This window comes from Kitasatospora sp. NPDC036993 (assembly GCF_055607525.1).
On sequence record NZ_JBVJRP010000010.1, the window covers coordinates 37,813 to 51,967 of the forward strand.

Genomic DNA, 14,155 nt, shown 5'->3' on the forward strand with positions numbered 1-14,155 from the left:
CACCTCGACAACGGCTCTGACCTGCGGCTTCGCTCGTTCGCGGGGAACGTCCCCGCCTCCCGTGACCGCTGCGGCCCGGCCTCGTTGAATGGTTGGGACACGATCGGACCGGGGGCTGCGGGTGAGCGCGGAGGGCGAGCGGCGGCGGGTGCCGGAGCAGGGCGCGCCGCGATCCGGACGGGACGGGCGCTCCGGCGGGGACGGGAGCGGGGACGGGCACGGAAGCGGCGGGAGCGGTCCCGGCAGGCCCGGGAACGACTGGAGCGGGCACGGCGCGGCCGGGGCGCGGGCGGCGGAGGGCTTCGCGGCGGCGCTGCGCGAGCGGCGGCGGGCGCAGGGCCTCTCGCAGTCCGGCCTGGCCCTGCGGGTGCACTACGACAAGAGCCACATCAGCAAGGTGGAGAACGGCGACAAGCCGGCCACCGCGGACTTCGCCCGGGCCTGCGACCAGGCGCTGCGGGCCGGCGGCGAGCTGGTGGCACTGGCCACCCGCGGCCAGTGCCCGTACCCGGGGCTCGCCTCCTTCCGGGCGGAGGACGAGCGCTGGTTCCACGGCCGCGAGCGGGCCCGCGCCGAACTGCTCGCGCTGCTCGGCGAGCGGCTGGCGGACCGCGGCGGGCCGGTCGTGGTGGTGGGGCCCTCCGGCGCGGGCAAGTCCTCGCTGCTGCGGGCCGGGCTGCTGCCCGCGCTGCGGCGCGGCGCCCTGCCGGGCCTGGGCCCCGCGGGCGCCGCGCTGCTGTCCCCCGGCGCCGCGCCGCTGGAGCGGCTGGCGGCGCTGGACGGGGACCGCTCCCCCGTCTGGGTCGTCGACCAGGCCGAGGAGTTGTTCACCCTGTGCCCGGACGCCGACGAGCGGCGGGCCTTCCTCGACCGGCTCTGCGCGGAGGCCGGGCCCGGCGGCACCCGGCTGGTCGTCCTGGGCGTACGGGCGGACGTGTACGGGCACTGCCTGGCGCACGAGGGCCTGCTGCGGGCGGTGCGGCGCGGGCAGCTGGCGCTCGGCCCGATGAGCGCCGCGGAGCTGAGTTCGGCGATCACCGCCCCGGCCCGTACCGCCCGGCTCGACCTGGAGGCGGGCCTGCTGGAGCTGCTGCTGGCCGACCTCGGGCTGACCGGCCCCGGCCTGGACGGCACTGCCGGCGCTGGTCCGGACGGTGCCGGGACTGCCGGCGCCTACGACCCGGGCGCGCTGCCGCTGCTGGCGCACACCCTGCGCGCGGTGTGGCAGCAGCGCACCGGACGCTCCCTCACCCTGGCCGGCTACCGGGCGATCGGCGGGCTGCACGGCTCGGTGGCGCTGACCGCCGAGCGGGCCTGGTCGCGGCTGGACGAGCCGGCCAGGGCCACCGCCCGCCGGGTGCTGCTGCGGCTGGTCCACCTCGGCCCCGACGGCCAGGTCTCGCGCCGGCGTGCCGAGCGCGCGCAACTGGCCGCCGCCGACGCCGACGGGCCGCGCCTGGACCACGTCCTGGCCTCGTTCGCCGCCGACCGGCTGGTCACCCTGGACGCCACCGGGGTGACGCTCTCCCACGAGGCCCTGCTGCGCGCCTGGCCGCGGCTGCGCGGCTGGATCGAGGAGGGCCGCACCGGGCTGCGGCTGCACCAGCAGCTCGCCCAGGACGCCGAGCACTGGGCCGCCTCGGGGCGCGAGGCCGCGCTGCTCTACCGGGGCAGCCGGCTGGACCTCGCCCGCCAGTGGGCCGGGCCGTCCGCCGAGGAGGCCGGGGACGCCGGGGTCTCCGGGGGCGCCGTCCTCGCCCCGGTCGAGCGCGAGTTCCTGGCCGCGGCCGCCGCCCGCCGGCGGCAGGAGCGACGGGCCGAGCGGCGCCGACTGCGCGCCCGGCGGCAGGTCGCGGGCGTGCTGACGCTGCTGCTGGTGTCGGCGCTGCTGGCCGGCGGGCTGCTGTGGCAGGAGCGCGACCGGGCCGCCGCGGCGGTGCTCGGCCGCACCGCGCTGACGCTGCTCACCGACGCCCAGCGCAGCAGCGCCCGCGACCCGTACGCGGCGCTCGCCCAGTCGCTGGAGGCCCGGCGGGTCGCCCGCGCGGGCGTGCCGGAGCTACGGCGCAGCGCCGACGACGCGGTGCTGAGCACCCAGGCCGGGTACCTGGCCGGGCGGATCCCGGGCTTCCCGTGGGGCGTCAACGCGCTGGCGCTGAGCCCGGACCGGCGGCTGGTGGCCACCGGTGACTCGCAGGGGCGGGTGGCGCTGTGGGACACCGCGACCACGGCGCTGGTGGCCGAGTTGCAGGGGTTCGTGACGCATCCCGTGCAGGACGTGGAGTTCAGCCCCGACGGGTCGCTGCTGGCCGCCACGCTCACCCGCGACCCGCGGCGGCGGGTGCTGCTGTGGCGGGTGGCGGACCGTCGGGCGCTGCCCTCGCCGGTGATGCCGCCGAGCGCCTCCGGGCAGTCGACCGTCGCCAAGCGGGTGGCGTTCAGCGCGGACGGCACGCTGCTCGCGGCGGGCAGCAGCGACCCGGACCTGCCGGGGCGGGTGTGGGTGTGGCGGGTGGCGGCGGGCGCCGCCCTTCCGGTGCGGACCCTGGTCGACCAGGGCGGGGCGATCCAGGGCCTGGGGTTCGGCTCCGGCCATCGGCTGGCGTCGGCGGCCACGGACGGCACGGTGCTGGTGCGGGACCTGGACGCGCCGGCCCGGGAGGACGGCGGGGCGCCGGTGGTGTTCTCCGGGCGCTCGCCCTCACCGCGGTCGCTGGCCTTCGCGGCGGACGGCGGGCTGCTGGCGGTCGGCGACGAGCAGGGCGGCATCCGGCTGTGGCGGCCGCCGGCGGGCGGTGCCCCGGTCGACTCCCCAGGCGGCTCCCCCGGCAGTGCCTCGGGCGGGGGCGCCGAGTGGCCGGTCACCGACCTGCCGGCCCGTCACCTCGGCCCAGTCAACGCGCTGGGCCTGACCCCCGACGGCGCCACCCTGGTCTCGGCCGGCGCCGACCAGAGCGCCCTGGTCTGGGACCTGCCCACCCGGCGGGTCACCGCCGAGCTGCGCGGCCACCCGACCTTCGTGCTGGGCGTCGCGGTCGGCGGCGACAACCGTACGGTCGTCACCTCGGCCGGGATCAGCCGGCCGTCCGGCAGCGTGCTGATCTGGGACCTGGGGCGCGGCACCGACCTGGCCCCCGGCCCCGACCACCCGCCCGTCACCGCGGTCGCGGCGGCCGGCGGGCGGGCCGCGGTCGGCACGGCCGACGGCCGCACCGCGCTGTGGGACGTCACCGGCCCCTCCCCCCGCCCGGTCGCCACCACCGCGCCGACCGGGCACCCCGTCGCCGCGCTGGCCTTCGACCGGGCCGGGCGCACCCTGGTGAGCGCCGGCACCGACGGCACCCTGCGCGTCCACGACGCCCGGGACGGCTCGCTGCGGGCCACCACCGCCGTCGGCGCCGAGATCGAGCCCACGGCCGTCGCCCTGAGCCCCGACGGCACGCTCCTGGCGGCGGGCACCGCCGACGGGCGGCTGCTCACCGGGGCCCCGGACGGCACACCGCTGCGCCCGCGCTGGCACGCCGACAAGGACCGGGTGCACGCCGTGGCCTTCCTCGGCGACGGCGCCGTGGTGGCCTTCGCCCACGACTCGCAGTACGTCGGCCTGCTCGACGCCGCCGACCCGGCCGCCACCGCCCGCCGGGGCGACGTCCGGCACGACGACCTGCTGCTCAGACTCGCCGTCAGCGCCGACGGCCGGCGCCTGGCCACCACCGGCAACGACCGCCAGGTCCGCGTCTGGGACGCCGGTACGGGCGAGCGGCTGGACACCGGCGGGCACACGGCGGGCGAGGACAGCGCCCGGGCCCTGGCCTTCGCCCCGGACGGCCGCGGCGTGGCCGGCGTCGGCTTCGAGGGCGGCCTGCGGCTGTGGACCCCCGACTCCCCCACCGCGCCGGCCACCCTCACCGGTCCGGGACAGGCGCTCAACTCCGTCGCCTTCCTGCCCGACGGGCGGGCCCTGGTCGGCGGCGACAACGGTTCGGCGCCGCTGTGGAGCCTCACCCCGGCCACCGCCGCCGCCCGGGCCTGCGCCGTGCTGCGCGCGCCGCTGCCCCGCGAGGAGTGGTCCCGGCTGCTGCCCGTCGTGCCGTACCACCCGGACTGCGGCTGACGGCCGGTCATCCCCTCCCGGGGCCCTGTGGGGGTGCCCCGGGTCCGGAACGTGGAGCGGTCCTCAGGCGGTACTCGGCCGTACCGGGCCCGGGAGCTGCCAGTCGCCGCCGCGCTCCTCCTTCGACCGGCGCGCGACGAGGTCGGGGATGTGCAGGAAGGAGGCCAGCGCGGTGGCCGCCTGGAAGGCCTCGATGGCGCGCCGGGTCATCGGCAGGCCCAGGCGCAGGAGCCGCGGACTGACCTCGGCCTGGATGCGGTCGACGAAGGGCCGCAGCACGGTGTCGTAGTTCGCCAGTGCGGTCGGCAGGTCGTCGGGGTGCCGGTTGATCTCGTCGGCCAGGACGTGGGCGCCGACCAGGCCGCCGGAGACGCCCATGCCGCTGTAGGGCGAGGCGCAGTGCGCGGCGTCCCCCGCCAGCACCACGCGGCCCTCGGACCAGGTGCCGGTGCGCACCTGGACGACCTCCTGGGAGTGGAAGAAGGGGCTGCTCCCCATGCCCGCGGTGAAGCGCTCGGTCTGCCACCCGGCGTCGCGGAACCTGCCCGCCCAGAAGGCCTGTTGACGCTCGACGGGTTCCCGGTGGACCGCCGAGGCCTCCTCGGACTCCTCGCGCAGCACGAAGTGGACCTGGGTCTCGGTCGGGTTGTGGCTGCGGCGCATGATCTGACGGCCGCCCGGGACCATGTAGGTGTCCCGGATGTCGCTGTCGGAGTCGGTGCGCGGGACGAACCAGTACGCCATGTGGATGCCGACCCGCCAGTACGGGTCGGCACCCTCCGGGAGGATCGCCCGGCGGATGCGCGATCCCTGGCCGTCCGCGCCGACCAGGAGGTCGAACCCGCCGGACGACCCGTCGGAGAAGTGCGCGACGACCTCGTGCTCGTCCTGCTCGAAACCGTCCACGCTCGTGCCGAAGACGTACTCGGTGTCGTGCCTGGTCGCGTCGTGGAGGATGCGGACCAGGTCGCCGCGCATGATCTCGTACTCGGAGGTCAGGCTCTGGCGGCCCTGCCCCGAGGTGTTGGCCATGATCGTCGCCCTGGCCCTGCCGCGGGCGTCGACGAAGGCGACGCCCTTCTCGTCCACGAGCTTGCTCCGGACCTCGTCGAGCAGTCCCATGCGGCGCACGGCCTCGATGCCCTGGCCCCGGAGGTCGACCTGGGCGCCGGTGGCCCGCAGCGCGGGGAAGCGTTCGACGACGGTCACCCGGTGGCCGCCCCGCGTCAGCCAGAAGGCCAGCGCCTGCCCCGCGACTCCGCCGCCGGCGATGAGGACGCGCAAGGACCGCGTTCCCGCACCCCGTGTCATGTCCACCATCCAAAATCTATCAGTGAATGATTCCTCTCCAGCGTCATCTATCGGCGATAGATTGTCAACGTGACGAAGATGAACCGTGAGACCGTGGTCGCCGAGGCGCTCGACCTGCTCGACGAGGTCGGCCTGGACGCCGTCAGCACCCGGCAGCTGGCGAGGCGGCTGGGCGTCGAACAGCCGTCGCTGTACTGGCACTTCCTCACCAAGAAGGACCTCCTGGCCGCCATGGCGCAGGCCGCGATGGCACCCCATGCGAGCGCACCGCTGCCGGCGCCCGGGGACGACTGGCGCGCGTGGTTCCTGGAGAACACCCGCAGCTTCCGGCGGACCCTGCTGATGCGCCGCGACGGCGCACGCCTCCACGCCGGCTCCACGCCCACCGCGGACCTCGACCGGATCCGCCGCAAGATGTCCTTCCTCGTCGACTCCGGCGTGCCCGAGCAGGACGCCCGGATGGCGATGCTGACGGCCGGCCGCTTCACGGTCGGCAGCGTCCTGGAGGAACAGGCGGCCTCCGGCGGCGACGACGGCAGCGGCGACGGCCCGGGCCTGCCGGCCGGCGTTCCGCCGATCGACCCCGAAGCGGCGTTCGAGGCGGGGCTCTCCCTCATCGTGGACGGCCTGGCCCCGCGCGTCCCGGCCCGAGGAGGCGCCGGGTGAGACCGATTACACCGGAAATGCGCCAAGTTGGAGCAAGCTCCCGGTCCGGCGCACCTGGAGACCCCGGCGCGGGAAACTGTATCGAGGTCCGATGAGCGCGCAGGGCGCCCCGGGCTGGAAGGGAGATCCGCGATGCGTCGTGCCCGCCTCGGGGTCTTGGCCGGCGTCACTGCTCTCACGCTTGGAGTGCCGGCTGCTCCGGCAGCCCAGGCATCCGCCTCCAACGCGGTTCCTTCACTGGAGATGTGCACACGGGGTGTCAAGCCTTACATGGACTCGTTTCCGCGTTGGTCATGGCTCGGCCGATGGAACACGTCCAACGCCAGCAACGGACCACGCACCTGCGGTTACACGCAGAGCAGGTGGATCGAGTACGTCTGCTGGTCCGACGCCAACGGCTCCACGATTCAGGTGGTCGGCGGCACGGAATCCAGGGGACGGCGTCACACCATCAGACCGATTTGCGATGGCCGGACTCACGGCATCAAGCCGTATCAGGGCCTCCCCCAGCCATATCACGTGCACTGGCACCATGATCGAAAGGTGAAGTGGAAGCAGGTAGGACTGGGCCTCTACTGACCCCCTTTCATCCTGGGGTGAGCTCGCAGGCTTCCGGAGGGAGGCGGACCGGCACCCGCGTGGACGCTGTCCCCGGGCGACCGCCGGTCAGGATCGGTGTGGTGTGATCACGGCCTCGGGGCCGACGACGGCGACCGCGTGTCGGCGTCCTCCCTGGTCCAGGCGCCGGCGCCGAGGCGTCCCGTGGTGCCGAGGTCGAGTTCCGGGGTGACCACCACGGGGGCCGCGTCGGGGGTGGCGCGCACCCGGACGTAGGGGGCGTTCAGCGGTTCGCCGAGACCGGCCTCGGTGGTGTTGCGCCACACCAGGGTGGTGCGGGCGCCCTCCCCGGGGAGCAGGGCGAACTTCCGGGGCGGGTCGTCGGCGCCGGTGCCGGTGGCGATCCCGGCGCCGCCGCGCAGCACGCTCACCCCGCCCAGGGGGCGGTGGTCGAGGTCGAGCGGCTGCACCTGGGGGTAGCCGTCGAGGGTGACGGGGGTGGTGCCGCAGTTGCGCAGGTGCAGTCCGACCACGCGCAGGCCCATCGCGGCGTCCCCCTCGTCGGCGTACAGCCGCACGCCGGAAGTCGGGCAGGGGCCACCGGAGTTCGGGGCCTCGGCGGTGGGCACGCCGCGGACCTTGGCGATCTCCGGCTTCGCCGTGGACGTACGGGTGCCGGGCAGGGTGAGGGTGGGCGGCGGGCCGGGCTCGGGGGTCCGGCTGGGCCCGCCCAGGTCGATCCGCCCCTTCTCGGTGGCGCCGGGGGCGAGCGCGGTGACGGTCCGGGTGAGGTTGTCCAGCACCTCGCCCTGCGCGGAGCGGAGGCTGAACAGCACGGTGTAGTCGTACGGTTCGCCGTTCGGGTTGGTCACCTCGTACTCGGCGCAGCCGGGGCCGGAGACGGTGATCCGCACCCCGCCCTGCGCGAGCCCGGTCGGCTGCGCCACCCCGGGCGTCGTCGCCGTCGCCGTCGGGGTCGGCGTCGCGCACGCCCCCGGAGTGCCGGACGCCTCCGCTCCCCCGCCGGAGCCCGCGGCCGTCACGGTGCCGCAGCCCACGAGCAGCAGGGCGGCGGTCGCGGCGAGACAACTGGCCGCCGGCTGGCGGCGGGGAACGGAGAACTGGCGCATCAGCCGAGTCGATCACGCCCCGGGACGGCACCGCCGTGAGCCGCGTCACTTCGCGTGCAACAGCCCTGTCATGGTCCGCTTCCGGATCCCGCCGGGCCGGCCGGCGGAATTCCGGCGTGCACACTGGGTACGTGAAGACGCCGGCCGGTGGCGGGCGACCGAGGTCGCGCCGCCGGCCGGCCCGAGGAGTCGGAGGACCCACGAGGTGTCAGCATTCCCGGAGTTCCGCGGTTTCGACCTGGTACGGCGGGGCTACGACCGCCCCGAGGTCGACCGCTACCTTGACGCCCTGTCCGGAGCCGGTGCACCGCCACCCGTTCCGGCGTTCCGCATCAGGTGGCGGGGCTACGACCGCGAGCAGGTCGACGCGCGCATCGCGGACCTCCTGCGCGGCAGGGGCGGCAGCGCGTAACCCCACGTGCCGGGCTTGACGTAGAAAGTCGGACCGGCCGACTTCCTGTGCGACGGGGTGCCCGGTACCGCGCGGATCGACGAAGTCCGGGGCGAAGTCCAGCACCCGGCTCCCGAGAGGCTGCCTTGCCGGGAGTTCCGTCTTCTGACGGAACGCCGACTTGGCGGCCTCTCGGGAGCCGGGGTTGCGCCACGGCCCCTAGAAACCGCCGTGGGCGGCGGGGGTCGGCGGGTGGGTCAGGCGTCCTCCTCGGGCGGGGCGGCGCTCAGTGGCAGACGAGCTTGTTGCGTGCGAGCTCCTGGACGGTGCCGGCGGAGACCGGTGTGTCGCAGGAGACGGTGCCCTCGGTCTCGGCGTCGAAGGTGCTGTAGGTGGGGTGGGAGCCGAAGAGGTAGGCCCAGTACCCGTCGCCGGGGTTGCTGCCCCCGAAGTCGCGGAGGAGGCAGACGTACTCGTCGGCCTTGCCCTGGACGCGGTTGGTGCCCTTGAACACCGCGTAGTCGCCCGGGCGGGAGAAGTTCAGCGTGACCTTCTGGGACCAGGTGCTGCTGCTGGACTTGCTGGTCTGGACGGAGAAGCCGACCTTGACGGAGACCTTCGCGAAGAACGCGCCCGCTTGCGCGTTGATCTCGGTCGAGGCGTTGAAGGTCGTGCTCACGTTCTGGACCTCGGACACGGTGGTCTCGATGGAACCGGTGGTGCCGGGGGCGATGGTGATGCCCTTCCAGTGCGTGAGCACCGGGTCGACGACGGCGGTCGAGACCTCGTACAGCCCGTACCGGGTCACGCGGGGGTCACACGGGCCGCCCGGCTCGGCCGCGTGGGCCGTGCCGGTGGAGAAGGCCGAAGCCGCCACGGTCAGGACGGCGAGCGCGGCGGGTAAGGACAGCCGCCGCAGGAAGGCGTTCGCCAAGGGGACTCCTCGGGACGGGAGGTGTCAGGTCGTCACGCCGCCGACACCTGGCATGAATTTGTCAGAGCATGCCCCGATCATCTTCTCCGCACACCCACAACCCCGAACTCCCCCGCACAAACGGAAGGTTGCCCGTTCACATGGCCTGTCGCCCTGCGACGGCAGGTGCGGCCCCGCCCGCACGGGGTGCGGGCGGGGCCGTCGTGCGCTATGACGCGGCCAGGACCCGGGCCGCAGCGCCTCCTCGGCGATGCCTTCGGCCCGCCGCCAGGATGAACAGGGCCTCCCGCCTGCCGTTGACCAGGACGGCCCCGGCGGTGACGTGGCCTCGGAACTCCTTCCGGCTGGTCACGTCCGCGTCGTCGGCCAGCAACCCCAGGGGAACGGCGAGGTTCGCCCTGTCCTCGGGGAAGCGGTCGAGGTACGCCGCGAGTGTGGTGCTGATGTGGTCTGCCGTGATGGCCAAGGGATCACCTGTTGTAGAAGTCGAGCCACGTAGCCGCGATGGCTTCGCGGGCCTTGCTGTCGACCTCGTGCATGCCCGCGTCGAGACCGCCACTGCCGAGCAGGTGGATGCCCGCGATGATCTCGGACTACACGAGGAAGATGAACGGCCCGACGCTGGCGCCGTGAAGGCGTTCCTCACCGTTGCCGGTAGGCCTGGACAAGCAGTGTGTCGGCCGAGCCCGCACCCGAAGTGGCAGGGGGGAAGCGGTCGATGCTGATCGCGGTGAACCCGGCCTCGTCCAGCAGCTTCGTCCAGACGTGCTCCTGGAGGACCCAGCGGCGCATCGTCGTCGGAGTGCCGTCCGAGGCACGGGCCGGGATGTCGGCGTGCCGGACGTCCGGTTCGGCGGGCGCTCCATCGACGTAGTGGCCCAGGGTGGAGGCGGCGAGCAGTCCGCCGGGACGCAGGGCGCGGGCAGCGGCAGGAAGCAGCCCGCGGGGGTCGGCGAAGTCGAGGCCGCCGAATACCGAGTAGAGGACGTCGTACTCGTCCGGATGCGCCTCCAGGTGTTCGATCGCGTTGGCGTGCAGGGTGCGCAGGCGCGGCGCGAGATGGCCGTAGAGGTCGCAGGCCATCGCGTGTTGGGCCGGGGAGGCGTCGATGGCGTCGACCCGGGCCGGGTCGTGGTGGACGACGAGGTGGGCGGCGTGTCGGGCGGCGCCGGCGCCGAGGTCGGCCAGGACGAGGCCGGTGACGTCACCCAGCACCTCGCTTCCGGGCCCGCCGTCCTGGGCCCAGACCCAGTGGAAGGAGTCGGGGACGGTCCGGTCCGCGTCGGCACGGGCTCGGCCGTAGTGGTGCCAGAGGTCCGGCGCGGCGGCTTGGGCGGGTGAGGTGGTCGTCACCCGGGCCATCCTGATGCCCGGCGTGCCCGGGCGCAGGAATTCGGGCGAAGACCACCCGTCCGCGTTGCGGTGGTCCCGGCCAGGCCGGGACCACCGCGATCAGCCGGTCGGTGCGAGTCGTTGCCGGGGTGGCAGGGACTGATAACGGCAGGTGCGGGCAGGGCGATTGAGCGCTACGACGCGGCCAGGACCCGGGCCGCAGCGCCTCCTCGGCGATGCCTTCGGCCGGCTGCCAGGCGTATCCGACGAGGTGGGGGCAGTGCCCGGTCGATCTCGCACCTCGCACCGGGGACGGCCCGGCTCAGATGGGCAGGTTCCAGCCCGGTCCGTCCTCCGTGCCCAGCCAGACGCGCTGTCCGGCCGCCGACACGGTGATCCCGAAACCGTCCTGGTGCGGCTCACCGGCCGCCTGCCAGCACTGGACCGCGCGCTCGACCCGGTCCCACAGCCGGACGGGCCCGCGCTGCGTCACGGTCCACCCGCCGCCGGGGCCGGGTGCCGTCCGGGCCTGCGACCCGGTGGACGGGTCCCAGAGGATCTGCTGAGCCCCCACACCCATCCGGATGGCTGCGGGCGCGGCGAGTTGGGCCACCCAACCGCCCGTCCAGCCGTCGAGCGCCGCCGGGTCGATGCGGGTCCTGGACTCGTCGCCGGGCAGCAGGTCCAGCGTCGGGAGGGGCGGCCGGTCGTGCGGGCGCGCGATCATGAAGCTGGTCTGGTCGGCCAGGAACCGGCCGGTGGCCTCGCCGGGGCCGGTCACGTCGAGCAGCGCGAGGGCGTTCGCGTAGCTCCACCCGGAGAGGGTGACCAGGATCCGACCGCCGGGCCTGACCTGGTGGAGCCACGGGAGAGGGATGTACCGGACCGAACAGGTGGCGATGAGCCGGTCGTACCGGCCCCCGTCCGGATCGCCGCGCAGCCCGTCACCGGTGATCAGCCGCGGGGAGAATCCCGCGGCCTTGATCGCTGTCGCGGCTGCCGCGCCGACCGTCGGGTCGTACTCGACGCTGGTGAGGTCGGCGTCCCCGAAGCGGTGGGCGCCGAGGGCGGTCGAGTACCCGGTCCCGGTGCCGACCTCCAGCACACGGTGTCCGGCCCTGGCACCGAGCTGCTGCCACATGCGCAGCACCACGGACGGGAGGGTGGACGACGAGGACGGGATGCCCGTCACGGTTTCCCCGTCCGTGTCCTCGGGCCCGATGCGGCCGTCGAGCCGGGTGACCAGCGTCTGGTCCTCGTAGATCCCCTCCAGCCATCCGGGCTCGCCCTCGCGGACGGGCCGGTAGCCGGTCGGAACGCTGCCGGCGACCGGAGCGAAGTAGGTTCCGGCGAAGAGTTCCCGCGGAACGGCCCGCACGGCGCTCTCCCACGCGCGTTCGGTCAGCACGCCGTTCCCCGTGAGCCTGTCGGCCAGAGCGGCGCGGAGTTCAGCCGGTGTGCTCATGTGTCACGGCCTTTCTGGAGCTGGTCGGCGAGAGCGTGGGCGATGGCGTCGGTGGTCCCGGCCGGCTGCCACGCCCACTGGCCGTTCGGGTTGGACTCAAGGAAGTACCAGGCACCCGAGGCGGTCACCGCGAAGTCGAAGGCTCCGTAAACCAGACGAAGCTGTCCGAGGTAGGCGGCAACCGAGCGCGCGACCGGCTCGGGTACGTCGATCGGCGTGCACGTCATCCGGTCCTGGCGCCGCCGCCAGTCGAGGTCGGGACTGTCGATCCGGACGCCGAACAGACGGTTGCCGACGGCCGTCACCCGTGCGTCGAACGCTTTCGGCACCTTCGCTTGGAAGAGGTGCGGGCAGACGGACACCGCATCGGTGAGGTCGGCCGGATCGACCTCTCGCACCCACACCGCGTGGGGCCGCCCGCCGACCGCGTAGGGGGTGTTCCACAGCGGCTTGTACACCGCCCCGCAGGCCTGGGCGGCAACGAACTCCCTGGCCTCGTCCTCGCTGTTCGTGATCACCGTGTCGGGGACCAGGAATCCGAAGCGCTGCGCGGCCGCGAGCTGTGCCGGCTTGTACTCGGCGGCGCGGTTGGCCCAGGGATGGTTCACGTAGTGCGCGGCGGGGAGCGACGCGAGGATGCCGCCCGCGCCCCACAGGGCTTGCGAGGCGGCGAACCGGCGGTCCTGTCCGTCCAGTTCGGAAGGGCCCTCGTAGGGCGAGGCCCGGCGCACCCAGACGGACCGCACGACGGAGAGATCGACGTCCCGGCCGACCGTGCGCAGAGTGCCTCGCTGACCGCCCGTACGGTACGCGGCGGTCAGCGAGGCACCCGTGTGCAGGTCGGTGCCGGGATCGAGACGGACCACCGGAACCCGGCGCTCGGCGAGCACCCGCAGTACCGCATCCGCAGTCGCGTCAAGGGGGTTGGTCAGCACCAGCACCGACCCGCTTCGGTCATCCATCAGTCGCTGCTCTGGTCCTGGTCGTAGGACTCGGTGGTGTCGGTGTCGGTCGGGCTGCCCGGGTTTCCGTCGGGCGTGGTCCGCGTGGGCGTCAAACCGCTGGTGCTGGTGCCGTGGCCGCCCATCTCCACCGTGCGGCCGTGCTCGTCCACGAAAACGGCGACCTGCGTCTCGGGGTCGATGACAGGCGTGTACTGCGGGACCGGGACGGTGGCCGTGAACGGCCCCATGCGGGTGGTACCCCACGGTGCGGTTGTCATCTGTGCTGCGCCTCCGTTTCGTGGTGCTGACGGGATCAACAGCTCGGGCAGTCGGCCGGGTTGTTGATCCGGCCGTTCGATCTCGCGCCGCTCTCCGGCGTCGATGCTCTTGGCAGGAAAGTACGGAGTGAGCGGCAGACCCCGCCATGAAATTCCACAGGATTCCACGCCGATTGCAGGGGTCACCCGAGCAGCGCAGCGGCAGACGTGATGAGCTCACGAGCGGTCGCCCCGTAGACAGCCGACTCGGCAAGCTCACCGAACGTCTCGGCGTACATCGTGATCTCGCTCGGCTGGGTGATCGTCAGGTATCCGGAGATCAGTTCCACATTCACCTGCGCACTGTCGAAGATCCAGAAGCCCTCAGCCGGCCAGCGCGTCCGATCGGGACGCATCGGAACAACTCCCAAGCTCACGTTGGGAAGCGATCCGACTGTCGTCAGGTGGTGCAGTTGGTCGCGCATGACGCCGCCACCGCCGATCCCGCAGCGCAGCACGGACTCCTCGATCAGGAAGGCGAACCGCCGGTCGCCCGCGTACAGCACCCGTTGGCGCTGCATGCGGGCGGCCACAGCGGCCGGAACGTCGTCAACGAGCCCTCGGCGCTGCTGAATGGCTTGGAGGGCAGCAGTCGTGTACCCCGGCGTCTGAATCAGGCCGGGCACCAACCAGGACGAGTAGGACCGGAACCGACGCGTTCGCTCGTACAGCGGGAGCCGGGCTTCCTGAGCTGCCTTGAGACCGGCGCGTTCCATGCGTCGCCACTCGATGAACATGCCTTCGACCGCTCGCAGGGAAGCGATCAGGTCCGGCGCGCGGTCCTCGGCCCCGCAGGCCCGGCACCACTCCCGGATGTCGTCCTCGGACGGCGGCGTGCGGGCGTTCAGCAGACGCGAGACCTTGGACGGGTACCAGCCGCACGCCGCGGCCAGGTCACGCCCGGTCAGCCCGGCATCCCGCTGAATCTCGCCGAGCCGGTCGGCGAGATTCTGGCGGGCGCGCTGGACACTTGACGATGCCGGGACAGCCATG

At 73.9% G+C, this 14,155-nt stretch carries 12 protein-coding genes; 3 read left to right on the plus strand and 9 right to left on the minus strand.

All coding sequences use genetic code 11. From position 1 onward, the window contains the following. The first annotated feature begins 88 nt into the window (after nt 1-88). The gene (locus ACZ7C5_RS21725; RefSeq protein WP_470323245.1) at nt 89-4,114 is read left to right on the plus strand and encodes an nSTAND1 domain-containing NTPase; all 4,026 of its coding nucleotides are present in this window, start codon (nt 89-91) and stop codon (nt 4,112-4,114) included. Between the two features lie 63 nt (nt 4,115-4,177). On the opposite strand, the gene ACZ7C5_RS21730 is transcribed toward ACZ7C5_RS21725, so the two are convergent. Further along, nucleotides 4,178-5,398 (minus strand): FAD-dependent monooxygenase, encoded by a 1,221-nt coding sequence (locus ACZ7C5_RS21730; protein WP_470323246.1) that lies wholly within the window; start codon nt 5,396-5,398, stop codon nt 4,178-4,180. A 105-nt stretch (nt 5,399-5,503) separates the two neighbouring features. Here ACZ7C5_RS21730 and ACZ7C5_RS21735 point away from each other — a divergent pair, with 105 nt between their 5' ends. Continuing rightward, nucleotides 5,504-6,091 (plus strand): TetR/AcrR family transcriptional regulator C-terminal domain-containing protein, encoded by a 588-nt coding sequence (locus ACZ7C5_RS21735; RefSeq protein WP_470323399.1) that lies wholly within the window; start codon nt 5,504-5,506, stop codon nt 6,089-6,091. A 686-nt stretch (nt 6,092-6,777) separates the two neighbouring features. Here the strand turns inward: ACZ7C5_RS21735 and ACZ7C5_RS21740 are convergent. Continuing rightward, nucleotides 6,778-7,779 (minus strand): DUF4232 domain-containing protein, encoded by a 1,002-nt coding sequence (locus tag ACZ7C5_RS21740; RefSeq protein WP_470323247.1) that lies wholly within the window; start codon nt 7,777-7,779, stop codon nt 6,778-6,780. 205 nt (nt 7,780-7,984) lie between these two features. Here ACZ7C5_RS21740 and ACZ7C5_RS21745 point away from each other — a divergent pair, with 205 nt between their 5' ends. Next, nucleotides 7,985-8,191: a DivIVA domain-containing protein gene (locus ACZ7C5_RS21745; RefSeq protein WP_401089642.1), complete on the plus strand. Its 207-nt coding sequence runs from the start codon at nt 7,985-7,987 to the stop codon at nt 8,189-8,191. Nucleotides 8,192-8,456: 265 nt separating this feature from the next. Here the strand turns inward: ACZ7C5_RS21745 and ACZ7C5_RS21750 are convergent, their stop codons facing one another. From ACZ7C5_RS21750 to ACZ7C5_RS21780, 7 genes are all read right to left on the minus strand, one after another. Then, nucleotides 8,457-9,104 carry a hypothetical protein gene (locus tag ACZ7C5_RS21750; RefSeq protein WP_401089640.1) on the minus strand — a complete coding sequence of 216 codons (648 nt, stop codon included), beginning with the start codon at nt 9,102-9,104 and terminating at the stop codon, nt 8,457-8,459. Between the two features lie 208 nt (nt 9,105-9,312). After that, a complete protein-coding gene (locus ACZ7C5_RS21755; RefSeq protein ID WP_470323248.1) occupies nt 9,313-9,570 on the minus strand; it encodes a hypothetical protein in 258 nt (85 codons plus the stop codon). A 176-nt stretch (nt 9,571-9,746) separates the two neighbouring features. Continuing rightward, nucleotides 9,747-10,457 (minus strand): class I SAM-dependent methyltransferase, encoded by a 711-nt coding sequence (locus ACZ7C5_RS21760; RefSeq protein WP_470323249.1) that lies wholly within the window; start codon nt 10,455-10,457, stop codon nt 9,747-9,749. A 301-nt stretch (nt 10,458-10,758) separates the two neighbouring features. Continuing rightward, nucleotides 10,759-11,901 (minus strand): ATP-grasp peptide maturase system methyltransferase, encoded by a 1,143-nt coding sequence (gene tgmC / locus ACZ7C5_RS21765; RefSeq protein ID WP_401089638.1) that lies wholly within the window; start codon nt 11,899-11,901, stop codon nt 10,759-10,761. Then, nucleotides 11,898-12,863 carry an ATP-grasp ribosomal peptide maturase gene (tgmB, locus tag ACZ7C5_RS21770; RefSeq protein ID WP_470323250.1) on the minus strand — a complete coding sequence of 322 codons (966 nt, stop codon included), beginning with the start codon at nt 12,861-12,863 and terminating at the stop codon, nt 11,898-11,900. The genes tgmC and tgmB overlap by 4 nt, the downstream gene beginning before the upstream one ends. Beyond that, a complete protein-coding gene (gene tgmA / locus ACZ7C5_RS21775; protein ID WP_470323251.1) occupies nt 12,863-13,123 on the minus strand; it encodes a putative ATP-grasp-modified RiPP in 261 nt (86 codons plus the stop codon). The genes tgmB and tgmA overlap by 1 nt, the downstream gene beginning before the upstream one ends. A gap of 182 nt (nt 13,124-13,305) precedes the next feature. Beyond that, complete coding sequence (locus tag ACZ7C5_RS21780) at nt 13,306-14,154, minus strand: helix-turn-helix domain-containing protein (RefSeq protein WP_470323252.1); 849 nt, start codon at nt 14,152-14,154, stop codon at nt 13,306-13,308. Nucleotide 14,155: the final 1 nt, after the last annotated feature.